Here is a 23,165-nt window from a genome sequence, read left to right as displayed (position 1 = left end):
CTCGCCTTTTCTTTGATCCGCCTCAAGCCAGGAAAACACCCCGATTTTTCTAGGGGTCTAACGGCTATGCGCCTTATCCAGCAAGCCTTTTAGTCGCCTTGTCACCCCTTGAATTTGACTGACAAGTTGCAGATGGGGAATTGCGGGAGTTACCGCTGCAATAATCTCCCTTGTGGGGGTTTGCGGGATATTTTCGGCAATGGTTAACAAAGTTTCCACAAAAGCGCATCGATAAAGAGAATTTATCTTAGGAATTTCCTGTAATTGCCGTTGAAAAAATTCTCTCACGAGGGGATGAATCCGATAAAAAGAATAGTCCTCATCCACGGGTTGCATCAGATGAGAATTATCCAATTGTCCCCGCGCTTCTTCTAGTTCGCTTTCGGTAATTTCCGTGGATTTTGCCGTATCTTCTAGCAACGTCCAAGCAATAGCCACCGGTGCGAATAAACTCAACAGCATTGCCACTTTTTGAACAGCAGAACTTAAATCATCCCAACTGATTTTAATTGCGGCTGCTACCCCTAAATGTCCATAATCTCTGTGGTTTCTTTCCTTGGTTAAAGCAGTATGAGCTAAATTTAATTTATCGCGTAAATGGCTAAACTTTAAATGACGATTTTTCGCTAAATATTCCCCCACTAACTCCACTGCTAAGGTTAAGCGTCCTAAAATTTCATGACAAATCTGTTCTACTAAAGCTTTTTCTTGCTCAACTTTAGCAGTACCAACAATTTTGGTTAATAATTCCACACATTTATCTAAGGGTAAAACATCTAAAGCTATAGACTGAAATTCCGTACTAAGACACCTTTCCCTAGTGGTGACTAATATCTTAATCCTAGAATCTTTTGGTAACATTCGATCGGGAATTCGGTCGATATTGGGGACATCATCGAGAATTAATAATAATTTTCCCTGCTGAGGTAGCCAATTTTGCCAATACCAGTCCACTTGTTTTTCTAAAGATTCTTTTTTCAATATTTCTGGTAAAGATAGATAGGGACCAGCTAATTTAACTATTTCTTCTGCTAAACCCGATAGTCGCAAGGATAACCAATATTGTGCCGCGTATTCCTGTTGGTATCGTTTCGCATATTCCAAAGCTAAAGCGGTTTTTCCTATTCCCCCTAACCCTTCCACTGCACAAACAATCACCCCTTGTTCTGTTTGCAATTGCTGATGAATTAAGGTTAACTCATCTTCCCTCCCGACAAAATTAACCGTACTTTTGCCCACATTACTAGGGATAGAGGGAATACTTACTTTTTTAGCCGATTTATCACCCCTGCGATCGCAAGATTAAATGTGGGAAAATAACGCTTAAAAGTTGACTCAGTATCTAATTCCGCTTCGTAGGTCAGGGAAACAAAAGGGGGTATAGTAGATAGGGCCGCTTTTAATTTGGCTGCTGCTGATCGCTCTGGTTGATTGAGTTTAGCCAGAATTTGGTTTAATGATTCTAAGATTTGTACAGAAGCAAGTTCAGGGGGTGGTTCTGCGGTAATTGCCGTCAATTCTGTGACAATTTCTGCTACCATTACCTCGGCATCAGGAAAGGACGATTCTTGACTCTCGCTGGCGATTAAATCCCATTTTTCTCGTTCAAATTTTTTAATTTCTGTGCGCTTATCGTTTATGCGTTGCTGCAAAAGAACTTTATCTTCTGGACGCGCACCTGTCCACGCATCGCGGATTCCCGCTAATTGTTCTTTTAAGCGTTGAATATTTTTATCGAGATTTTGTAATTCGCCAGCAGACATAGAGAAATAAGGTTAAATTACAGGGTTAATTTAATTATGATCTATCCATCTAGAAATGTCATTCCTGTGGCTGTCCCCCACTCCCCAACACCCAACCCCTCACGGATCGCTGAAAAAGCCTAGCTCAATCTGGAAATTTTGATTATGATCATTAGTAATTGACCTTTATTTGTGATATAGATTCAAAGGAGAGACACGGTGTCCACAGAAGTCATCGAAAAGCGTTCCACAGCGACAATCCGTAAACCAGCACCGCGTTATCGCGTTTTACTCCACAATGACGACTTTAACTCGATGGAGTATGTGGTTCAGAGTTTAATGCAAACGATCGCCGGTATGACGCAACCCCAAGCAGTCGATATCATGATGGAAGCGCACACTAATGGTACGGCCTTGGTGATTACCTGCATCCAAGAACACGCGGAATTTTACTGTGAAACCTTGAAAAATAAAGGTTTAACCAGCAGTATCGAACCCGATGAATAAAAGATTGCGGGTAATTGCCACTTACCCAGTCCCCCTGCGACTGGGAATTTTTATTTTGCTCTTACTTTTTCTCTGGTTGCCGATCGCACTTCCCCTCTATCACTTTTTTGCCACTAATGCCAATCTTGTCTCAATTTTGACCCTTTCTGTTCTCTATCTGGAATTTTTGGGGTTATCCCATTGGTGGGGACGGATAATTTATGGCGATGAGGGATTAGCCGATTATGGGTTGATTTGGCGAAGAAAAACGCCTATCGAGTTAATTAACGGCTTGGCGATCGGTCTATTTTTCACTTTCTCGCTTTTTCTGTCCCAAGCGTTCCTAGGTTGGTTAAATTTCTTACCCGCAAATCCCCAAATCAGCAAAATCATCCTGGAGGGGTTTTTAGTCGCTTTAGCGGTGGGTTTTGCGGAAGAATTACTATTTCGGGGCTGGTTACTGGGAGAATTAGAAAAGGATTATCGTCCCGCTATCGCTCTAGTGATTAGTGCCTTAATTTTCGCTCTTACCCACTTTATTAAACCTTTAGCCGAAATTATCCGCACTTTTCCCCAATTTCCTGCCTTAGTCTTGCTAGGATTAATTCTCGGTTGGGCAAAACGCGCCTGTGGTGGTAGTTTGGGTAAAAGTATCGGTCTGCACGCGGGTTTAGTCTGGGCATACTATATATTAAATGTGGGTCAGTTAATTAAATACACTGGTACTGTTCCCGATTGGTTAACTGGAATCGATAAAAATCCTTTAGCGGGAGTGATGGGTTTACTTTTCCTGACAATTCTCGCTATCTGGACAAGAAAAAAAGCAGTTTTGAGTGAACGATAGGGGATTAAATCAATTACTATAAAGGGGAAATTGCCCATGAGAGTTATAGCCGATGAATCGATTATTATCTTTTCTAGAATATCGCCCGCGTTTGCGTAATATCCTATCTTTTTGTTTCTCTCTTATCGTCATGCTGTTGATCGGTGTAGGCAAAGTCACAGCACAAGATTTAAATAATTCTACTCTGGATTTAGTTGCTAATCTCTGGATGTTAATAGCCGGCTCGTTAGTATTCTTTATGAATGCGGGTTTTGCCATGCTGGAAACGGGTTTTTGTCGTACTAATAACGCCACTAATGTCTTAGCTAAAAACCTAATTGTCTTCTGTGTTTCTGCCTTGGCTTATTGGATGTTTGGTTTCGGTTTAATGTTTGGCAATACATCAGCACTAGGGAATAGTTTCTCTGGTGATACAGGATTTTTCTTGGAAATTTTAACCCCTAATAATCAATACAGTCAATTCCAAGAACTGTGGACAGGTCGTTCAATTGCCACTTTATTTTTCTTTCAATTAACTTTTGCGGGAACTGCGGCGACCATTGTATCGGGAGCAGTGGCAGAAAGGGTTAAATTTTGGGCATTTTTGCTATTTAGTTTCGTTTTAGTTGCTTTTTCTTATTCTCTGACAGGACATTGGATTTGGTCATCGGAAGGATGGTTATATAACTTATTTAAGTTTCGAGATTTTGCCGGTTCAACGGTGGTGCATTCGGTGGGAGGAATGGCCGGATTAGTGGGTGCTTGGTTGCTAAAACCGAGAGATGGACGTTTTGGTTATAATCGCAAAACCGATAGTTATGAAGAAAAAGAAAGAGGAAATTTTGCACCCCATCAGTTAGGATTTGCAACCCTTGGTTGTTTCATTCTTTGGTTAGGATGGTTTGGTTTTAATGGTGGTTCGGCGGTAAATTTGGATAATGTCCCTATGGCAATTACTACCACGATGATTGCCGCTGCCGCTGGGGGAGTTTTGGCATTAATTCTTAATCCTTTAATCGGTCGCAAGGCCAGTTTATCCACAATTATTAATGGCATTTTAGGTGGGTTAGTGGGGATCACGGCATCATCAGGTTATGTTGATATCAGATCAGCTATTATCATTGGTGGCATTAGTGGCATTATTGTCTTATTAGGAGAAGAATTTTTAATTAAAACTAAAGTAATTGATGATCCAGTGGGAGCAATTCCAGTACATCTTTTTTGTGGTTTTTGGGGAACAATGGCGGTGGGTTTCTTTAGTACCAAAGGTGCGGGAGAATTCGCCCGTGGAGCCGCACAGGATAATTGGCTATCTCAAGTCGCTTTTCAATTTTTTGGATGGATTGTAGTCATGGCATTTACTTTTATTTTTAGTTTAATTCTCTGGCTAATGATTGGCAATATCCTCTATTATATGCAAGTATTTGTTTTGCGTCAAAAGAATCCACAGGTTAATTTTTCTCCTGTTGTCAGGAGTCAATCCTTCAATGTTTCTGACCTATTCTCTCTAGTTTGGTCACGGGGAAGAGAAGGAATCCGAGTATCATTATCCGATGAGTTAACGGGTAGTGATGGGGTATTTAGTGATTGAAAAATTAATGTTTATTCAATAAGTTTTTGGCAATCTGGATTATCTTGCAAAGCTCGATCGATGCGCGATTTCCAATATCTGTCATTATGCCAACTTTTTGCCCAAGATTGAGCTTCTTTAAAGTTATCAGAAGTTGGGGGGATTTTGCACAAAATTTCAAAACCACCTTCTCTACCCGGCACATCAGCGACAAAATTATTTTTAGCTAGTCCTACTGCTTGCTGAATTAACTTTAATTCAGTTAATTGAGTCCCACACTTTTCAGGAAACTGATCACCTTGTTTCCTTTTCAAGTCTTGCAGTTGTTGAATATTCTCTTTTAAGGTAATATTCTCATCTCGTTTAGCACAAATTTCTGGAATACTAGGTGATGGTGGGGGTGTCACCACGACATTAGGAGTCTTTTCAGGAGTCTTGAATGACAAGAAAGTAAATCCAAGAAAGCCTAATAGTGCCAAGAGAGATAATATTTTAGTTAAACCAGCAGGAGAATTCTCCACATCAACTAATTTTTCTAATTCCTGTCTAACCCATTTAAAATTAAATACTTCTTTATAAATTCGATTGGTAACTTCTAGATACTCATCATTTTTAATCACTAATTCTGCTTGCTGAAGTGCCAATTTTTCTGGTTTGTTATCAGCAAAGACTCTCCCCTGCAAAATGTCTTGATAAATTTCTAATGTTGACCTAACATTTTTATCAGGAGTTAAGAGACTGTTTTGTATTTTATGGAGATGGGCTGCCGCTTTATTTTGTAACCAATTTTCTACAATATTTTTCTGAATCAATTGTTCAATTACTGGTTTTTCTTTTCCTTCACGCAACTCATTTTTATTGTCGATTAGCAAACCGATAACTATTTCCGTTAACTCCAAGTTACCACCCGTCCAAGCTAAAGTTTCCTCAATTAAAGCTGCTCGTTGATTCTCCTCAAATTTGGGCGTTAATTGTTTTTCAGCCAGTTGATATGCTTCCCCTTGACGTGCTATCTGTGCTTTTCGTTTGGCTGCGATTTCACTTAACTCTAAAAAACGCTTTTCTGACTCATTAAGGTCTTGATTTTTACTCCAAGTTAAAGCTTCTGCTAAATCTTGATCATAAAGAAGTTTAGTGGCATCTTCCCCTGAATTTAACCAAACTTCGTACTTTTCAATGTATGGAGGGATTTTATTTAATTCCGTTGTCACCCAAGTTTCATTAAAAACATTTCTATAAATCTTATTATAAACTTTTAACTTTTGTCGGTCTTGAACTACCAATCCCGTTAAGCGTAATTCTATTTGATCAAGACTACCATCATCGGTAATTTCACCATTTTTTAAAATTTCTAGGTAAAGCTTCAGCATTCTTCTACCCGTGACACGCTTATTTAATAAACGATTCCGAATAGTTTTTAGGTGTTCTGGACTATCTTGAGATACCCAGTTACTAATTACTTGCGACTGGATAAAATCGCCGACATTAATCGAGGTTGCTGGGGATTCCTTGCCAAATCCAGGGCGAGATGTGGAGATTAAATGACAAATTTTTTGAGTTAAAAACGGTTGTCCACCTGTCCATTCTATAACCTCCTCTAAAACCCGTTCCGGTGCGATAACTTTGTCCTGCAATCCCTCGGCAAGTTTTCTGGCATCCTTTATAGTAAATCCAGATAATCGAATATCTTGACCAATATTAAAAGGACTACGATTATTATCTCGAATAAAGTTAGAAACTGCCGCTACCCCCAACATACAAAAGGTTAGACGTTGGTAATCCCCATTATGAGGACGTTCTTCATGACAGCTACGCAGCCAAGCAAAGAAATCATCTGTGGAAAAATTTAAACTCAGAACGCTATCAATTTCATCGAAACAGATAACAATAGGTCGGGATACTTCCCTTAAGAGAATTTCTTCAACAAATTCATCAAGACGATTAATAGCTGATTTATAGGCTCGTTCATCCCACCAAGTTTGCTCTTTTCCCCGAATAGAAAGATCAAATCGTTTAACCAGTTGCTCAAATAATACTCGATACCAAATATCTTCGGATATGTTTTTTCCTATACCACTCAAATCAATGGTAGCACAATCAATATTATCCTCTTGCAGTCGTTTTTGTGTCTGTACCCACAAACTTGATTTTCCCATTTGACGGGAATTTAACACATAGCAATACTGTCCATTTTTTAGATAGTTATAAAATAGATCATCTGCTTCCCGCTTGATATAACTAGGTGCATTTAGGGGGACGCTGCCTCCAATATGATAAAAATTGGTCGCCATAGGATTAAAATTAGCAATTTGTCTGATTGGTTAAGTTCGATGAATAATTTAATCAAAGGTTATCTGTGCCTAAGCTAGTCCGCATTTAAAGTTCTGGGTTCGATGGGGGAACGGGGAACAGGTGAAAACGAATATTAGATTTAGATGTACAACAGTTTAACTCAATATATTGGATTTTAGGAGGATAGGCGATACCTAAAATAGTCGCTGTATAGTGGATAACGGGGTTGAACAGCATTCTGCACAAAGGTTACTAATCCTAAACTATGAAGTTGCCAATTAATTGTTGCACCTAAATCAACGGGAGAAGAGGACTCTACAACCTTTTTCATTCCTGCTGCTAGGTTTGGATGTTCTTGTAAGTTTAGCAAATGTCCTCGCAAATGATCCCCATAAATTCCCGCTTCCGTGGCTGCTGTCTCTAAAAAATCTGCTAAAGACAGTTGTTTTTGGGTAATCCCATAAATCGCTTTTTGGATTAAATAGGGATGTCCCCCGACAAGATTAATTATTCTTTGCAGTTCATCTTCTCCCAAGTTAGCCTGATATTTATTGGCTAGAGTCAAGACCTGTTCTAGAGTAAAATCAGGTAACAGGATTTCTGTTCCTACATTGAAAGGAGATTTATTCAGGTCAGCAGGAACATAATTTTCTGTGGAATAGGTGATAATTAAGTGTAACTTTTGCCAAGTATTATTATTTTTTGCCTCCTCGTGCCAAAGACGAAATAAACTAAGGAAATCGTCGGCAACGCTGGTATAGGTAAAGAGACTATCTATCTCCTCTAAAACTAAAATTAGGGGTTTATCCAGCTTTTTGAGCAAATGGTCTTCAAAATAGGCAGTACAGCTATAAAGTCCTAATCCTTCTTGCCATTTTTCCTGAAAGAGAGCTGCTAATCCTAATTTCTTGGAAATAATCAAAGCAAACCAAGAGAGCAATCGGTCTAAATCGCCGAGAATTCCTTTGCTTGCTTGTAAAAAACTCAAACTGACGGTTTTATACTGTCTTTTGTCAACTTGAATCAAAATTCTATCGACTAATAGGGTTTTACCCATCCCCTTGGCTGATTTAATCCGCAATAATGAACCTGCTTGACTCACCGTCTCCAGACAAAGCTGTTCCACTGGAGGACGTTCAATATACTTGGAAAAATCCGCGGCCCGGTTTTCTCCCTCATCCTCAGACGTGGCAGCAGCTGTTTCCTCCAACTCATCCCAGTCAGCGATTTCTTGATAATCAAGGGCTAATTTTTGACAAATTTCAAAAAAATTGAGATTACTAATCGGTTTACCGTTAAGAAAAAGGCTAAGAGTCGATTTTGCCAACCCTAACTCCTCAGCAAGCAGCTGTTGAGTTGCGAAATTATTGCGTTTAACTGCTTGTTTGACTCTAGGGATATATTCCGATTTTACTTTAAGCGATCGCCCCATAACCGTGAAGATTATTGAAAAATTAATGACAACCTAATCTTATCTCAAATAAATCAAACGTATCTCAGACATTTACTCAAACGTATCACAAAAAACTCAGACATATCTCAGACATTTTAAATTGTTCTATGAGAACCTATAGATTCAGATACAACTTAGTCTTCAAATAAAAGTCAGACAAATATAATTTGTATATCAGGATTTCTATTCATAGACTCATGCTTTGATAGCCGACACTAAGAGTACAAAAGTACAAAAGAAATTCTGAGGCAACCACCATGCGTTCCCTGAAAAAATGCCTATCTATAGCTTTCATCACCCTAGGCCTATTGCTCCCTTTCTGGGGAGATAATGTCCAAGAACAAGTAAAATCAACTAAATTTATCGATACTCTTGAGCTTATTGTTCAGGCGATCAAAATATTTGTAGAGGAGGACTAGGTCAATAAATGTAGGGGCGCAACGTGGTCAGTAAGTTGATCGAACTGCTTGCGCCCATAATGTAAGATTGTGAACATTTTTCACCAAAAAGTAACTGGTGGGCATAATCCTATACTATAATCAGTACAGTCATGAACTAGGCTCCTGTCCATCTGACTTGATTGACGTTTTATCTAATTTGGTTTATACCCCTCAGCAACATTCCTAAATTTATTGGAATTTTATGGCTAAAACAACTGATACCAATTATTTAACCTCCGCGGAGAAGTCTCTTTTATCTGATTTACTCAAAGTTAATGCTGCCACTGTCTTGAGCTTTGAAATTGAAACAGATAGAATTGGAGAAGCTAACTTACAAGACAAATTAGAAAAACTAGCGGACAAAGGCTATATCAAAGTCAATAAAGAAGAAAGCTACAAAATCTTTACTCCCACTTGGAAAACTCGTTGGCTCAGGGTAAATGGTATTTTGTAGTCAGGTTCTAACGGAATTAGATAAGTTTCCTTTTTTCAGTTCATTCACCCATTACCTATTTTTGGTAGATTCTCAGACAACCGCCGCCACCGATCTTTTTAGCGAAATACGGAAACTTCTGGGAGAAGATCGGTGGCTTTTTGTGGTGACTGCGATAATTATTGGAGTAGCAGTTGAAACTGGAAGTACCTATTTCTCAGCTTTTAGGATTCGTCATTTATTTCCCGATTTAAAAAAGGATTTTTTAAAGACTTTCAGTTTTTTATTAATTGTCAAAATTTTTGTATCAATACTTTTATACCTTTTTCTTCAGTTTATATTTTCTCTATTAAGCTCGATCGAGGATAATGTATATGTTGGTTTAATCATTGCTCTGGTCTTTGGTTTTATTATTAGTTCCTTAAACCCTAATTTAGAACAAATCGACCAAGTAATGGGTGGATTTAGCTTATCAACAATTAATCCTGTCTCCAGTCTGATCAAAAAGATATTAGGGTTGTACAAACAATTTCAAGCATCTATTATTGAGCCTTTCCAAAAGAAATTGGGAAACAAGAAAACCAGCCTATATATGTCTATCAAGTCTGGATTTTATTTTAAAATAGTTACTATTCAGGAATACATCCAAGAATTAATTGGTAGATTTTTTACACTAAAAGAAACGCAAGAGAAATATCAAGGAAAATTAAACGCTATCATCGGGGAAAAATTTAGTGACGAGGATAAGAGAGAAAGATTAATATGGTTATTATTTGATATTATGGAGGTTACTTATGAAGAGATCAATAAAATTAGAAATGACTCGAAAATTAGAAATGACTCGGATAAATCAGAAATTTTAGAAAGACTACGAGACATAGAACAGGGGAATAGTAGGATAAATTAAACGTCGGCCAGTTAATTAAATACACTTGTACTGTCTCTAATCGATTAACTGGAATCGATAAAAATCCTTGAGCGGGAGTGATGGGTTGACTTTTCCTGACAATTCTCGCCATCTGAACCAGAAAAAAAGTAACCGATGTGGTAATGATTCGGTAGTAGTGGCGTAGCCCTCTTGCTTACCTGGTATGAATTGTGTAAAATATTTATTAATAAAAATAATTGCAACCCGCTCAGTCTTTAAACCTCTAGCTTGAGCATGACTTTTATAATAAATATCTTTTTCTGGCTCCTGTCTGGCTTACTCAAATATCAGTCTAGCACCGAACAAAATACCCCCTTCACCTCTATTCCCCTGTCAAGCGTTGTGGTTCTCACCATACTATCAAGAATGGTTCTATTCATAATGGAAAACCCAAACGTCAAGGTAAAGAATGTGGTCAACCGTTGGTGATCAATCCCACTAATAAAACCGTCTCTGACGAAACCAAACAATTAATTGATCAACTCTTGCTCGAACGAATTTCCTTGCGAGGAATTGCGAGAGTAACAGGGGTAAGTTGGTCATGTTTACAAAATTATGTCAACAATAAACTGGCGGCTGTTCCCCGTCAAGTAAAGGTTTCGGACAAACCAAAAGGTAAATTGTTTAGAGAATGTGATGAGATGTGGTCTTGGGTTTTTTCTAAGACGATAAAGGTTTAGATTTGGCGGTTAATTGATAGAAAGACAAGGGAAATTATTGGTTGCTATTTAGGGTATGCTGAAAAAGTTTTTCCTGGGGACAGGGTGTGGGGTGTGGGGTGATGGGAGTTGGGAGCGCCGGAGTTGGGAGATTAAAGCTGCCTTTTGCATGAGTGCCTTTTGCCTTCAGAAGCTGATCACTGAAAAGACTCCCCAACACCCATCTCACCCCGGGGAAAACCGCTATAGAATAGAGAAAAAAAAGAATTGCGAGGAAAAAACTCTGTCTTTTAACCCGATTGTCATTCCCCCTTCCCCGGAAAATCCCGCTCGCTATCTAGTGATCATGCTGCACGGTTGGGGTGCAGATGCCATGGATCTGGCCCCCCTTGCATCGATGCTGGATCTAGCTGATTGTCAATTTTTGTTTCCTAATGCTCCCTTCGATCATCCCCAAGTGCCGGGGGGACGCGCCTGGTATGCTTTAGAAACCTCCGATTATCAAGGTTTAGTCCCTAGTCGTCAACAATTGCACGATTGGATTATTTCCCTAGAAGCAACTACCGGTATTCCCCTAGAGCGGACTTTTTTGACCGGTTTTTCCCAAGGGGGAGCGATGACGCTGGATGTGGGTTTATCTTTACCCTTGGCGGGATTGGGTTCCTTGAGTGGTTATCTGCACGGTGAACCCCATCCCCAAGGCCCACAAAATGTCTTAATTGTTCATGGTAAGCAGGATCCCGTCGTTCCTATCGCTGCTGCTCGTCAAGCCAGAGATTTACTGCTTGGTTTAGGGGTTAACGTCGAATATCACGAGTTAAATATGGGTCACGAAATCCCGATTCCGGCACTGACTATTTTACGCCAATTCCTCCGCAATCGTCTATAAACTGCATGAATAATGCTCGTCAGCTGGCTTTGCTGATTTTACGGGATATCGATCGCTCCTCCGCCTATCCCGATCGCGCTCTTGATCGCCATTTGTCCGCTAGTTCCTTAAATTGTCTTGACAAAGCCTTGACAACGGAGATTGTTTATGGTATAATACGCCGACAAAGAACCTTGGATGCGCTGCTCGATCGCCTGGGGAAAAAAACTGCGGCCCAGCAACCCCCGGATTTACGGCGAATTCTCCATATTGGTCTTTATCAACTGCGTTATCTATCCCAGATTCCCCCATCGGCGGCGGTGAATACGGCGGTAGAATTAACTAAAATCAGTCATTTAGGCAAATTAGCGGCGGTGGTTAACGGAATGCTGCGGCAATATCTCCGTTTAACTGCTAATGGCGACGATCCTTTACTTTTACCGGAAAATACCGCTTCTAGATTGGGTATTCTCCACAGTTTCCCCGATTGGTTGGTGCAATTGTGGTTAGATCGCTTTAGTGTTACGGAAACGGAACAACTGTGTCAATGGTTTAATCGCTCTCCTGACCTCGATATTCGGATTAATCCCCTGAAAACTAGCCTAGAAGCCCTAGAAAATGAGTTAGAATCAGCCAATATAACTTTTAATTATCTTAAGTTACCTCTAGCTTGCCGTTTAACCTCTGGTTTAGGCAATATTGAGCGTTTAGAGGGATTTCGAGCCGGAAATTACACCCTACAGGATATTAGCGCCCAATTAGTCACTTATCTCCTCGATCCCCAGCCCGGAGAGACAATTATCGACGCTTGTGCGGCACCGGGGGGAAAAACCACTCATATTGCCGAATTAATGGGCGATCGAGGTAGAATATTAGCCTGTGATCAAACGGCATCCCGTTTACGACAGTTAGAAGCCAATATTAAAAGATTAGACTTAAAAGCGATCGAAATACATCTAGGGGATAGTCGCGATCGTCCCCAGTGGCACGGCATCGCCGATCGTGTACTAATCGATGCTCCCTGTTCAGGATTGGGAACCCTGCACAAGCGTCCTGATATACGTTGGCGACAAACACCCGAAAATTTACCTGTACTAGCCAAACGACAGGGGGAACTTTTAGCCTCGGCTGCCACTTGGGTAAAACCGAAGGGAATCTTAGTTTATGCCACCTGTACTCTCGATCCGTTAGAAAATGAAAGAGTGATCGAGCAGTTTTTAGCCGCTCATCCCGATTGGAAAATGGCCACTCCTGACTCTAATTCATGCTTCTCAGAATACTATACAGAAACGGGAGCGATCGAAGTGTTACCCCATCGGCATAATCAAGACGGTTTTTTTATGGCTAAGTTAGTCAAGGAAGTGTGGGATGAAAAATAAACAATTACTGAAAATTCTCATCGGTGTTGCTTGGATTGATGGTGTCATTCAACCATCAGAAAGAAATTATTTACGACAGGTAGCTGTGAGGGAAAAACTTGATGATGATCCGGAGATTAAACCACTATTATCGGAACTAAAACCAGTTAAAACCAGTGAATGTTATCGATGGTTAGAGTCCTATTTAGGCGACAATCCTAGTCCAGAAATCTATCAAGATCTACTAACATCGATTAGCACTTTAATCTATAGCGATGACGACGTGGACGTACAGGAAGCAAAATTATTAACCAAAGTGCAGAGTTTTGATCCGACTCATGATAGCCATCGATCGATGTTAGATAAATTAGTGACGGGAATTCAGAAATTGTACCACAAAGCAATTACTGAAAGTAATTAAGGAGTAGCTATCAGTGATGAGCAGGTCAAAAATTTCCCCGATAAAAACTGATAGCTGATCCCTAGATTTTAGGTAATAACTGTGGGTTGTTCCCGTCCGGTAGATTGACGAATTTGACCGATTTCTTCGGCTAAATCAATTAAGGGTTGTAGGGCCTTTTGGGTGTCGATATCGTGTTTACTTGCGTCCGGTTCATAACTTTCTAGATAAACCCGAAGAGTTGCTCCTTTAGTTCCCGTACCCGATAGACGATAAATAATCCGAGAACCATCGGTAAAACCAATGCGAATGCCTTGATTTTTACTCACACTACCATCCACGGGATCCGTATAGCTAAAATCATCGGCATATTCCACTTCATAGTTACCAAATTGTTTACCCTTAAGGTCTAAAACCAACTTCTGGAGACGTGCCATCATCTCTTTTGCCGGTTCTAAGGCGACTTCTTCATAATCATGACGAGAATAGAAATTACGACCAAATTCTTGCCAATGACTGCGAACAATTTCCTCTACAGATTCCCCTTTAACTGCCAAAATATTTAACCAGAAAAGAACCGCCCATAAACCATCTTTTTCGCGAATATGATTGGAACCCGTGCCGAAACTTTCCTCACCGCAAAGGGTTGCTTTCCCCGCATCCAACAAATTACCGAAGAATTTCCAACCGGTGGGAGTTTCATAACAGTCAATTCCCAGTTTAGCCGCTACGCGATCGGCCGCCGCACTGGTGGGCATCGATCGCGCTACTCCCGTGATACCATTTTGATAGCCCGGTACTAGATGAGCGTTGGCTGTTAGTACAGCTAAACTATCACTGGGGGTGACAAAAAAATTCCGACCGAGGATCATATTGCGATCGCCATCTCCATCGGAAGCAGCCCCAAAATCCGGAGCCTCTTGACCGAAGAGAATTTCTACCAGATCATGGGCATAGACTAGGTTAGGATCGGGATGACCACCACCAAAATCCTCTAGGGGAATACCATTTAATACTGTACCTTTGGGCGCGCCTAAACGCTGTTCAAATATGGCATAAGCGTAGGGACCTGTCACCGCATGGAGAGAATCCATGCACATTTTAAACTTACCAGAAGTGAGTAGGGTCTGAATGCGATCGAAATCAAAAATCTTTTCCATCATTTTGACATAGGGAGTGACCGCATCGATCACTTCCACATCCATAGTTCCCAGTTTAAAGGAACTGGGGCGATCGAGATTAATATCGGCCCCTGAGAGGATTTTATAACTGCTAATCACCTTAGTCTCGGCATAAATTGCATCGGTGATATTTTCCGGGGCCGGTCCGCCGTTAGTAATATTGTACTTAATGCCAAAATCGCCCTCCGGACCGCCGGGGTTATGACTAGCGGAGAGAACAATACCGCCAAAAGCGTTATTTTCACGAATTAACCCAGAAATAGCGGGAGTGGAGACAATACCATCGGTTCCCACGAGTATTCTACCGATACCGTTAGCGGCGGCGATTTTCAGGATAGTTTGAATAGCTTGACGGTTATAATAACGACCATCTCCACCGACAACTAGGGTTTGACCCTCGATACCGTCTAAAGTATTGAAGATAGCTTGAATAAAATTTTCCAGATAATGGGGTTGTTGAAAAACGGGAACGGATTTTCGTAGTCCGGAAGTCCCCGGTTTTTGGTCACTAAAGGGTTTTGTGGCAACGGTTTCAATCGTCATAGTCTTTTCTTGATAGGCTGAGGCAATTGTCAACTTAAGTATATAGCAGTAGGTTGACAGCCAAGAAATCAGCTAGGAAAGACAACAGCTGGGGAGTCCCCTGTCATACTAAATCTTGTTTAAAAAGTCTAGGAGAGTGGGGAGACCACTTCGTGCGCGTTGCGGGGGGAGATAGGGGAGTGGGGAGATAGGGAAGTGGGGGGAAGGGAAAACAAATAAAAATAGTCTCCTGAATACTGACTCCTGACGACCGACTCCTGATACTAAATCCGTTGAGTAACGCACAGAAAACGGGTTTCTCGGAGAAACCCGTTTTCTACTCATGCAGAAGGCAAAACGGAGAATAAATAATCAGTTTTTAATAACTGGATTTAGTCTTAGCCGATAATTTAACCCGATTTGGGGGTATAAACCCCCAATAATCGCCAATTTTGGCTATATCGCTTAATCGGCCCCTTCAATCGGTGCAAATCCCTGACGTTGAATATTCTCGCTGATGTGACGAGGTTCGAGGAATTGCAGCAGATAATCGGGACCCCCTGCTTTGGAACCTACCCCCGACATCTTGAAACCCCCGAAGGGTTGACGGGAGACAATCGCGCCGGTGATTCCCCGGTTAATATAGAGGTTTCCTACTTCAAATTCCTGCGTAGCTCGGTTAATATGGGCAGGAGTGCGAGAATATAAGCCACCGGTTAAAGCATAGTCGGTTCCGTTAGCTACAGCTAAAGCTTCCTCGAAATTGCTCACTTTGATAATCGCCACCACTGGACCAAAAATTTCCTCCATCGCTATTACCGCATCAGGGGGAACATTTTTAAAGACGGTGGGACTGACGAAGTAACCCACTTCTGGAATTGGCATTTCTAGAGCCAATTCTGCCTCTTTTTTACCAGTTTCGATGTATTCCCGAATTCTTGCTTGAGCTTTCTCGTCGATAACCGGTCCTACTTCCGTACTCGGTAAATCCGTCGGCCCGATATTGAGGGACCCGGTAGCCTCGACAAAGCGATCAACAAAGCTATCATAGACGCTTTCCAGAACGATTATCCGCGAACAGGCCGAACATTTCTGGCCGGTGTAGCCAAAAGCGGACTTAACCGCACCGACAACGGCCTGATCTAAATCGGCACTCTCATCGACAATTAGGGCATTTTTGCCGCCCATTTCGGCGATAACTCGTTTTAGGTGTTTTTGACCCTTTTGCACGATGGAGGCATCTGTATAGATGCGACAGCCCACTTCTCGTGAACCGGTGAAGGCGATTAGGTGAACATCGGGATGGCTAACTAAATGCGCCCCCACTTGCGAACCTTTACCCGGGATATATTGGAAGACTCCGGCAGGAATACCCGCTTCTAGGAGAATCTCGGCAAATTTCGCCGTAATTACCGAGGAAGTCTCGGCAGGTTTCAATAGCGTGCAGTTACCTGCTACTAAAGCTGCTACTGTCATCCCCACCGCAATGGCTAGGGGGAAATTCCAGGGAGAAATCACTAAAGCAATACCCCGGGGTTGGTAGGAATAACGATTATTTTCGCCTGCTACGTCGAAATTATGCCCTAAATCCAGTCTTTCCATCTCGGAGGCGTAATAACGGCAAAAATCGATCGCTTCTGACACTTCCGGATCCGCCTGTTGGATAACTTTGCCCACTTCCAAACAAATCCAGGCCGATAACTCGTGTCGTCGCGCTTCCATCAAATCCGCCGCTTTTCGCAGTATTTCGGCTCTTTTAGCCACTGGGGTGCGTTTCCAAGCGGGAAAAGCCTGTTTCGCCGCTATGATCGCTTTTTCTGCCTGTTCCACCTCAATTAAGCCTACTTTCCCCACTATTTCCTGCGGGTTACAGGGATTAACGGAATTAATTTGAACATTGGTGGTGACGTATTCGCCGTTAATTAGGGGTAAATAGGTCTTACCGAGGGAATTTTTGACAAAAGTAAGGGCTTGACTCGCTTTATTTCGTAATTGCTCGTTGGCATAATCTGTATCGGCGGCATTAGGAAAACCGGGGATAATCGGGTTATCCTGGCCTAAAACCCGGGGGGCTGCGATTAAATCTTCCACGGGACGATCCTCCAAATTTTGCCGTAGGAAGGAACTATTAGCGGTATTTTCTAATAAACGGCGGATTAGGTAGGCCATACCGGGTAAGAGTTGTCCGTAGGGGGAATAAACCCGCACCCGATGACCCCGCTTCACTAAGGCTTTGGCTAATTGGTCGCCCATGCCGTACAATACCTGCATTTCAAAGCGACGACGGGGAATTTCTAAACTTTCTGCGATCGCACAGGCCAAGGCTTGCGATCGCACGTTATGACTACCGATGGCGGCGTATAAATATTGATGATTTTCCAATAATAACCGCGTCATCCGCTCATAATTGGCATCTGTGGCCGATTTTTCGTTATATACCGGCTGTGGCCAGTGATTTTGCCGAGATTTAATCGTTTCCTGATCCCAGTAAGCGCCTTTGACTAGCCGGACAGTAACGGGATAACCGCGCTTTTTGGCCCAATTAATTAAATCTTGTAAATCTTGGGCAGAATCTCTTAAATATGCCTGTAGGGTGATGCCAATATCGGTACGACTGCGAAATTCTTCTTCTAGGAGTAATTCTTTCAGGATAGCCAGGGTGAGGTTTTTATAAACGTACTGTTCCATATCAAAATGGACTGCCACCCCTAACTCCTGAGCGCGTCGCAACAGTAGGCGAATGCGATCGCAAACTTTTTCCTTACTACCAATCGGATCCATGGGATCAAACTGAGAATAAAAGGCAGTTAGCTTGACAGAAACCTGCACTTGTGGTAATAAGTCGCCGTCCGCTTCATCAATTTGGCTAACTTTATTCCATTTGCTCGCTTCTTGAGCCAAATGGGTCATTAAATCGAGATAACTTTGTAGATAAACTTGGGTTTCCGCTTCAGTAATTACCGCTTCACCGAGGAGATCTATGGTAAAAGCCATTTTTTCCTTCCGCAGACGGGTGACAGTGCGAGTAATTTGCTCTAGGTCTTCCCCGGCGATATACTTACGAGCTAAGGTTTCTACGGATTTACTGATCAGACTGGCGGCCGTTTGAGCCGGTAGGGAGTTAGGATCACTAAAGTTGAGGATACTTTTCAGCGCACTGGGCAGTTCTACGGAAGCATCACCGAGGTATTGTTGGAGATGATTAGCGATCTCGGCATTACTGCGTAAAGCGGGTAAACAGTCAATAAAACGGAATAATTGTACTCGTAAATTGGGGTTAGACATTGCCCAATCGAGTAATTTATCATCCCAACGCATTTGATCCTGTAAAGCAGACCAAAGACCTTTTTTTTCCCGAGTTTCGGCTAAAAGTTGTCTAGCGATCTCTTGGGTTTTGGTTTCGTAGTTTTGAGTTGAGTCGATTTGGATAACCACGGTGATTCAAGTAAAAAAATTATCAACGGGATTCAGCTTTCAGCAAGCTACCGTCAGCCTTCAGCCTAAAATTCAGTTTTTGAGCTTTTTCAGCTGATTGCCGCTCTTAATGGCTCTTTTCTCTGGTTTATATTCTTACCGAAGGACTAATCAAAGCTAATAGCTGATCGCTTTTGCTGAACACTCTATTGTACTCGATCAAGCGGGGAAGTGGGGGTGTGGGGTGTGGGGAAGTGGGGAGGTGGGGTAGTGGGGTAGTGGGGTAGTGGGGTAGTGGGGTAGTGGGGTAGTGGGGTAGTGGGGTAGTGGGGAAATGGGGAGAATAAATAAAAATAATCTCCTAAATCCTGACTACTGACTACTGATCACTGATTACTGATTACTGATCACTGATTACTGATCACTGATACCCGATAGTCCTTGTGTATTGTCGAAGCGTTTACCTATAATAACTTTAAAAAGATTTTCGGGATCATCGGTAGCCCTATGGCAAAAATTGAAACGAGAACAGAACCCATGGTTTTAAACATGGGACCCCATCACCCTTCGATGCACGGTGTTTTGCGCTTAATCGTCACCCTTGACGGGGAAGACGTGATTGACTGTGAACCCGTAATCGGTTATCTTCATCGGGGCATGGAAAAAATTGCCGAAAATCGCACTAATGTCATGTACGTTCCCTACGTTAGTCGTTGGGATTACGCCGCAGGGATGTTTAATGAGGCGATTACGGTCAATGCTCCCGAAAAATTAGCCGATATCGCCGTTCCCAAACGAGCGCAATATATCCGGGTGATTATGTTGGAACTCAACCGCATCGCTAACCATTTACTCTGGTTAGGCCCCTTTATGGCGGATGTAGGCGCACAAACTCCCTTTTTCTACATTTTCCGGGAACGGGAGATGATTTATGACCTCTGGGAAGCTGCCACGGGAATGCGGTTAATTAATAATAATTATTTCCGTATTGGTGGCGTGGCGGTAGATTTACCCTACGGATGGGTGGATAAGTGCGTGGATTTCTGTGACTATTTTGACCCCAAAGTGGACGAATACGAGAAATTAATCACTAATAACCCGATTTTCCGCCGTCGTATTGAAGGGATAGGCTGCATTACCAGAGATGAAGCGATTAACTGGGGTTTATCCGGTCCGATGTTGCGCGCTTCTGGGGTGAAATGGGATTTAAGAAAAGTTGACCATTACGAGTGTTACGACGATTTTGACTGGGAAGTGCATTGGGAAACTGCCGGCGATTGTTTTGCTCGTTATCTGGTGCGGATTCGGGAAATGCGCGAATCGGTGAAAATTATCCGGCAAGCACTGAAAGGTTTACCCGGTGGTCCCTACGAAAATCTGGAAGCAAAACGGATGGCAGAAGGGAAAAAATCAGCTTGGAATGATTTTGACTATCAGTATATCGCCAAAAAAGTCGCCCCCACTTTTAAGATTCCTAAAGGTGAACATTATGTGCGCTTGGAAAGTGGTAAAGGGGAATTAGGTATCTTTATCGTCGGTAATGATGATGTTTTCCCTTGGCGTTGGAAAATTCGGGCCGCCGATTTTAATAATCTTCAAATTCTGCCTCATATCCTCAAAGGGGTAAAAGTTGCCGATATTATGGCGATTTTAGGCAGTATTGATATTATTATGGGGTCAGTCGATCGCTAAATCTCTTTCAGGGTGGGTTATCTTATTAACTCACCCTCGTTTTGGTCCAGTCTTATAAAAAAAGCTGTTCGTAATTTAAATTGCCTGTTGAGATGAGGCAAGAGGCAACCCCCCCAACCCTACCCGACATCGGGGGGCAAGGGGGGAGGAGATTCGGCTAATCTAAGAATAAGCGATTTAAATACGTCTTAAGTAGGGAGGCAAAATTATTTGTAGGATGGGTTAGCGGTAGCGTAACCCATGCAGGCGTTGGGTTTCATGCTTCAACCCAACCTACGTTCATCTGATATTTAATTCCACCTGAACCTCAGGGATAGGGGGAATCTCGCTTTGGGGAATCTTTAACTCTCCCACCTGAACACCCAAACTAGCCAAGGCAGTTAAAGTGGTGATGATGCGGCAAATCACGTCAATGTCCGCTTTATGTTTTTGCCAGAAATTTTCCTTTTTCATATTTACTCCTGTCCCCCTATAGCTTGTTTTTTGAGGACAAGTTGATTAAAATGCTTTCAGCAAATGCTGGCAAAAGGAGATCAAAAAGTGGATCAGATCGTAGGTTGACGTTTGACGAGATTTATGTTAGGGTCTGGCGAAATCAGATTATCGGATGAAGATGTGGAAACCCTTCGTAAGGCTAAAGATGCTTATAAGGGAAACTATTCTTGTGCTTCGGAGCAAATATTAATAGAAGCAAGTCGATGGTTACTTGAGGCATTTCTCGAAGAATACCGTAGTCGAACAGAAACTTCCAGTTATACCATTCCATTGAATGTCTTGAAAGCTTGGATGACACTATCGCCACAATCCGGAACAACTAAAGACGTTTTAAAAACAGATGGGAAGAAATTGTACTTACAAAATGAATCTGATTTTAAAGGATTTGAAAATAAGAAGAAAAGGGAGTACATTACTCAAAATAAAATAAATACACCGAGAATTGAAGATATTAATGATAATTCAATTCATTTAACCTTTTATGAGGATATAAACCATTTATTAAATGAGTCTATTTTAAAGGTAATTGGCATATCTGGAGATAGTTTGCGGTTTTGTACTGAAAAAAAATATGGACTAGGAAAAAAAGGGCGAACCTCTAAACAGTCTTATATTGTTCAAGCTTATTGCGAAGTATTAGGACTAGATTTTGAAAGCTTAGAATGTTGTCAAAATCATCATCAAAACCTAAAAAATCAACGAACAAATAATGGGAAGATTTATGATATTTTAACAGAATTTAATTACACTAATCTAGTAAAATTTACCAGTTCAATAGCTGCTAAACCTTTACGAGAAGGCAGTATTTATGTTCCCCCTTGTCCTCATACATATCGTTTTTGGTGTTTGCGTCGTTTAGAAAAAGAAATCTTGATCACTAATAATTTGCCCGTTAAACCTATTGTTTTTAAATTTCAAGGAGATGGTCAAGAAGAATGGGATAGCTATAGTCTTCATGAACATTTTTTAAATAATTCTGGAGGAATTAAAAATTTAAAGACTAATAATTTTTGTTTGATTTTTGAAGGAATTGATTGTGCAGACTTCTCCCGTTTAAAGGACATTGATTCGTTTTGGCAAAATTTAACCAAAAAAGCTAGTAAAATACAAAATAGTCCCATTCCGGGCTTTTTATTAATGATTTGGTTAGATTATGGAAACAGTAATGATTGGAGAGATAAGGACAAATTATCAGAATTAAGTCCTATTCACCGCTTACAGATTGACTCTCGCTTTGAACAACGGTCTTTTCAGGAAATTATTCCTACTTTTGCTCAACAACTTCAGTTAGGTTGTGACTTACAGGATGAAACCACAGACTTATTTAAATCTACCTTGCAGGAATTATGGGAAAATAGCAAGCACGGCAACATAGAAGACACACTGAAAGCTTTTTATCAACAATTTCAAGGACAATTATCGAGGGAAAATAGATGGCTAAACTATCCTTAACTTACAGGGGAGAAATTCAACCTAAATCGGGACTTTATTATGAACCGATTCAACAAAAAATTTATCCCTATGACGCAGGTGATGAGTTAATAGAAGTTGTTAACTTGGCTATTGAATTGGGAATGCCTTTGTTACTAGAAGGTGAACCGGGATGTGGCAAAAGTCGTCTAGCTCATGCCTTAGTTTATGAATTTAATTATCGTCAGGAAAGTAATCCTATAAAATATTATGAGTGGATAGTTCAATCTACAAGTAAAGCAGAAGATAGTCTCTATCAATATGATTATATTGGTCGTTTACAAGCTGCTCAAATTAGCGGAATTTTAAGCAAAAAAGAAATAGAAGAATCTTCTTCTGAGCAAAAAAATCCAGCTACTTCAAAGGATTGGGTTGATTTACAACCCTTGGGTAAAGCATTTAAAGAAAGTCAAGATAAGCAAGAACAATCGGTAGTATTAATTGATGAAATAGATAAAGCAGATCGAGATTTTCCTAATGATTTACTTTTAGCCATTGAATCTCGTCGTTTTTTCATTAAAGAAACAGGAGATTTAATTCAAGCAAATGATCAAGCTTTTCCTCTGATTATAATTACCAGTAATCAAGAAAAAAACTTACCCAATGCTTTTCTGAGACGTTGCATTTATCACTATATTGAGCTACCCAACCAAGAAAGATTAAGAAAAATATTAACCGAACGGTTTACCGACGCTGAACAAGAGGTTATCATCAAAGCAGTGGACCGTTTTCAGGAAGTGAGAACATCACAAGACGAGACTAAATCTGAAGGAGAAAAAAAAGTTAGCACCAGTGAATTAATAGCCTGGTTTAAATCGTTACTCAAGTACAAAACTGAAGAAATTATCGCCAAATTAAACGAGGACAAATTACCCCACGCTAGTGTTTTACTAAAAAGCCGTACCGATTTACAAGATTATGGAACAAGAGGTTAAAAAA

The 23,165-nt window shown here is 41.1% G+C and carries 18 protein-coding genes and 1 pseudogene; 12 read left to right on the top strand and 7 right to left on the bottom strand.

The window, feature by feature from the left end; genetic code table 11:
* Positions 1 to 57: 57 nt before the first annotated feature.
* The gene (locus H6G48_RS12225; protein WP_341275498.1) at positions 58 to 1,239 is read right to left on the bottom strand and encodes an NB-ARC domain-containing protein; all 1,182 of its coding nucleotides are present in this window, start codon (positions 1,237 to 1,239) and stop codon (positions 58 to 60) included.
* A 23-nt stretch (positions 1,240 to 1,262) separates the two neighbouring features.
* Positions 1,263 to 1,763, bottom strand: coding sequence for a hypothetical protein (locus H6G48_RS12220; RefSeq protein WP_190721964.1), 501 nt, complete (start codon positions 1,761 to 1,763; stop codon positions 1,263 to 1,265).
* Positions 1,764 to 1,961: 198 nt separating this feature from the next.
* On the opposite strand from H6G48_RS12220, the gene clpS reads away from it, so the two are divergent.
* Genes clpS through H6G48_RS12205 form a run of 3 tightly spaced genes read left to right on the top strand, consistent with a single transcriptional unit; the run spans position 1,962 to position 4,642 of the window.
* Positions 1,962 to 2,249 carry an ATP-dependent Clp protease adapter ClpS gene (gene clpS / locus H6G48_RS12215; protein WP_002738526.1) on the top strand — a complete coding sequence of 96 codons (288 nt, stop codon included), beginning with the start codon at positions 1,962 to 1,964 and terminating at the stop codon, positions 2,247 to 2,249.
* Positions 2,242 to 3,072: a CPBP family intramembrane glutamic endopeptidase gene (locus H6G48_RS12210; RefSeq protein ID WP_190721962.1), complete on the top strand. Its 831-nt coding sequence runs from the start codon at positions 2,242 to 2,244 to the stop codon at positions 3,070 to 3,072. The genes clpS and H6G48_RS12210 overlap by 8 nt, the downstream gene beginning before the upstream one ends.
* Positions 3,073 to 3,124: 52 nt before the next feature.
* Entirely contained in the window at positions 3,125 to 4,642 is a 1,518-nt protein-coding gene (locus tag H6G48_RS12205) for an ammonium transporter (RefSeq protein WP_190721960.1), read from the top strand.
* Positions 4,643 to 4,653: 11 nt separating this feature from the next.
* Here H6G48_RS12205 and H6G48_RS12200 read toward each other — a convergent pair whose 3' ends face one another.
* The gene (locus H6G48_RS12200; RefSeq protein ID WP_190721958.1) at positions 4,654 to 6,912 is read right to left on the bottom strand and encodes an AAA-like domain-containing protein; all 2,259 of its coding nucleotides are present in this window, start codon (positions 6,910 to 6,912) and stop codon (positions 4,654 to 4,656) included.
* A gap of 176 nt (positions 6,913 to 7,088) precedes the next feature.
* Positions 7,089 to 8,345 carry an AAA-like domain-containing protein gene (locus H6G48_RS12195; RefSeq protein WP_190721956.1) on the bottom strand — a complete coding sequence of 419 codons (1,257 nt, stop codon included), beginning with the start codon at positions 8,343 to 8,345 and terminating at the stop codon, positions 7,089 to 7,091.
* Between the two features lie 663 nt (positions 8,346 to 9,008).
* On the opposite strand from H6G48_RS12195, the gene H6G48_RS12190 reads away from it, so the two are divergent.
* The 6 genes and pseudogenes from H6G48_RS12190 to H6G48_RS12165 all read left to right on the top strand — a co-directional run bounded on the left by H6G48_RS12190 (position 9,009) and on the right by H6G48_RS12165 (position 13,473).
* The gene (locus H6G48_RS12190) at positions 9,009 to 9,260 is read left to right on the top strand and encodes a hypothetical protein (protein WP_149977646.1); all 252 of its coding nucleotides are present in this window, start codon (positions 9,009 to 9,011) and stop codon (positions 9,258 to 9,260) included.
* Entirely contained in the window at positions 9,247 to 10,146 is a 900-nt protein-coding gene (locus H6G48_RS12185; RefSeq protein WP_190721954.1) for a hypothetical protein, read from the top strand. The genes H6G48_RS12190 and H6G48_RS12185 overlap by 14 nt, the downstream gene beginning before the upstream one ends.
* Before the next feature lie 255 nt (positions 10,147 to 10,401).
* Positions 10,402 to 10,913: pseudogene (locus H6G48_RS12180) on the top strand (IS1-like element transposase); the annotation flags it as partial.
* Positions 10,914 to 11,130: 217 nt separating this feature from the next.
* Complete coding sequence (locus H6G48_RS12175; RefSeq protein WP_341275499.1) at positions 11,131 to 11,715, top strand: alpha/beta hydrolase; 585 nt, start codon at positions 11,131 to 11,133, stop codon at positions 11,713 to 11,715.
* Between the two features lie 5 nt (positions 11,716 to 11,720).
* Positions 11,721 to 13,073 (top strand): 16S rRNA (cytosine(967)-C(5))-methyltransferase, encoded by a 1,353-nt coding sequence (locus H6G48_RS12170; protein ID WP_190721952.1) that lies wholly within the window; start codon positions 11,721 to 11,723, stop codon positions 13,071 to 13,073.
* The gene (locus H6G48_RS12165) at positions 13,063 to 13,473 is read left to right on the top strand and encodes a tellurite resistance TerB family protein (protein WP_052276002.1); all 411 of its coding nucleotides are present in this window, start codon (positions 13,063 to 13,065) and stop codon (positions 13,471 to 13,473) included. The genes H6G48_RS12170 and H6G48_RS12165 overlap by 11 nt, the downstream gene beginning before the upstream one ends.
* A 68-nt stretch (positions 13,474 to 13,541) precedes the next feature.
* On the opposite strand, the gene H6G48_RS12160 is transcribed toward H6G48_RS12165, so the two are convergent.
* Positions 13,542 to 15,176, bottom strand: a complete 1,635-nt coding sequence (locus tag H6G48_RS12160; protein ID WP_190721950.1) for an alpha-D-glucose phosphate-specific phosphoglucomutase — start codon at positions 15,174 to 15,176, stop codon at positions 13,542 to 13,544.
* 444 nt (positions 15,177 to 15,620) lie between these two features.
* Positions 15,621 to 18,590, bottom strand: a complete 2,970-nt coding sequence (gene pruA / locus H6G48_RS12155; protein ID WP_190721948.1) for an L-glutamate gamma-semialdehyde dehydrogenase — start codon at positions 18,588 to 18,590, stop codon at positions 15,621 to 15,623.
* 486 nt (positions 18,591 to 19,076) lie between these two features.
* Here pruA and H6G48_RS12150 point away from each other — a divergent pair, with 486 nt between their 5' ends.
* Positions 19,077 to 20,261: an NAD(P)H-quinone oxidoreductase subunit H gene (locus tag H6G48_RS12150; RefSeq protein WP_002760089.1), complete on the top strand. Its 1,185-nt coding sequence runs from the start codon at positions 19,077 to 19,079 to the stop codon at positions 20,259 to 20,261.
* A gap of 279 nt (positions 20,262 to 20,540) precedes the next feature.
* Here H6G48_RS12150 and H6G48_RS12145 read toward each other — a convergent pair whose 3' ends face one another.
* On the bottom strand, positions 20,541 to 20,714 hold the full coding sequence (locus H6G48_RS12145; RefSeq protein WP_190721946.1) for a hypothetical protein: 174 nt from the start codon (positions 20,712 to 20,714) through the stop codon (positions 20,541 to 20,543).
* A gap of 123 nt (positions 20,715 to 20,837) precedes the next feature.
* Between H6G48_RS12145 and H6G48_RS12140 the strand changes: the two genes are divergently transcribed.
* Both H6G48_RS12140 and H6G48_RS12135 read left to right on the top strand, forming a co-directional pair.
* Complete coding sequence (locus tag H6G48_RS12140) at positions 20,838 to 22,208, top strand: hypothetical protein (protein ID WP_190721944.1); 1,371 nt, start codon at positions 20,838 to 20,840, stop codon at positions 22,206 to 22,208.
* On the top strand, positions 22,190 to 23,161 hold the full coding sequence (locus tag H6G48_RS12135) for an AAA family ATPase (RefSeq protein WP_190721943.1): 972 nt from the start codon (positions 22,190 to 22,192) through the stop codon (positions 23,159 to 23,161). The genes H6G48_RS12140 and H6G48_RS12135 overlap by 19 nt, the downstream gene beginning before the upstream one ends.
* Positions 23,162 to 23,165: the final 4 nt, after the last annotated feature.

The organism is Microcystis flos-aquae FACHB-1344 (genome assembly GCF_014698375.1).
GTDB classification, from domain to species: domain Bacteria; phylum Cyanobacteriota; class Cyanobacteriia; order Cyanobacteriales; family Microcystaceae; genus Microcystis; species Microcystis aeruginosa.
Note: the sequence above shows the minus strand (reverse complement) of the source record. Positions and strands in the feature narration are given on the sequence as shown.

Excerpts from the sequence above, each read along its gene's own strand:
- H6G48_RS12160 (WP_190721950.1), bottom strand. The coding sequence starts at position 15,176 with ATGACGATTGAAACCGTTGCCACAAAACCCTTTAGTGACCAAAAACCG.
- H6G48_RS12185 (WP_190721954.1), top strand. The coding sequence starts at position 9,247 with ATGGTATTTTGTAGTCAGGTTCTAACGGAATTAGATAAGTTTCCTTTT.
- H6G48_RS12195 (WP_190721956.1), bottom strand. The coding sequence starts at position 8,345 with ATGGGGCGATCGCTTAAAGTAAAATCGGAATATATCCCTAGAGTCAAA.
- H6G48_RS12220 (WP_190721964.1), bottom strand. The coding sequence starts at position 1,763 with ATGTCTGCTGGCGAATTACAAAATCTCGATAAAAATATTCAACGCTTA.
- H6G48_RS12165 (WP_052276002.1), top strand. The coding sequence starts at position 13,063 with ATGAAAAATAAACAATTACTGAAAATTCTCATCGGTGTTGCTTGGATT.
- H6G48_RS12210 (WP_190721962.1), top strand. The coding sequence starts at position 2,242 with ATGAATAAAAGATTGCGGGTAATTGCCACTTACCCAGTCCCCCTGCGA.
- H6G48_RS12200 (WP_190721958.1), bottom strand. The coding sequence starts at position 6,912 with ATGGCGACCAATTTTTATCATATTGGAGGCAGCGTCCCCCTAAATGCA.
- H6G48_RS12140 (WP_190721944.1), top strand. The coding sequence starts at position 20,838 with ATGTTAGGGTCTGGCGAAATCAGATTATCGGATGAAGATGTGGAAACC.
- H6G48_RS12150 (WP_002760089.1), top strand. The coding sequence starts at position 19,077 with ATGGCAAAAATTGAAACGAGAACAGAACCCATGGTTTTAAACATGGGA.
- H6G48_RS12145 (WP_190721946.1), bottom strand. The coding sequence starts at position 20,714 with ATGAAAAAGGAAAATTTCTGGCAAAAACATAAAGCGGACATTGACGTG.
- H6G48_RS12190 (WP_149977646.1), top strand. The coding sequence starts at position 9,009 with ATGGCTAAAACAACTGATACCAATTATTTAACCTCCGCGGAGAAGTCT.
- H6G48_RS12135 (WP_190721943.1), top strand. The coding sequence starts at position 22,190 with ATGGCTAAACTATCCTTAACTTACAGGGGAGAAATTCAACCTAAATCG.
- H6G48_RS12205 (WP_190721960.1), top strand. The coding sequence starts at position 3,125 with ATGAATCGATTATTATCTTTTCTAGAATATCGCCCGCGTTTGCGTAAT.
- H6G48_RS12170 (WP_190721952.1), top strand. The coding sequence starts at position 11,721 with ATGAATAATGCTCGTCAGCTGGCTTTGCTGATTTTACGGGATATCGAT.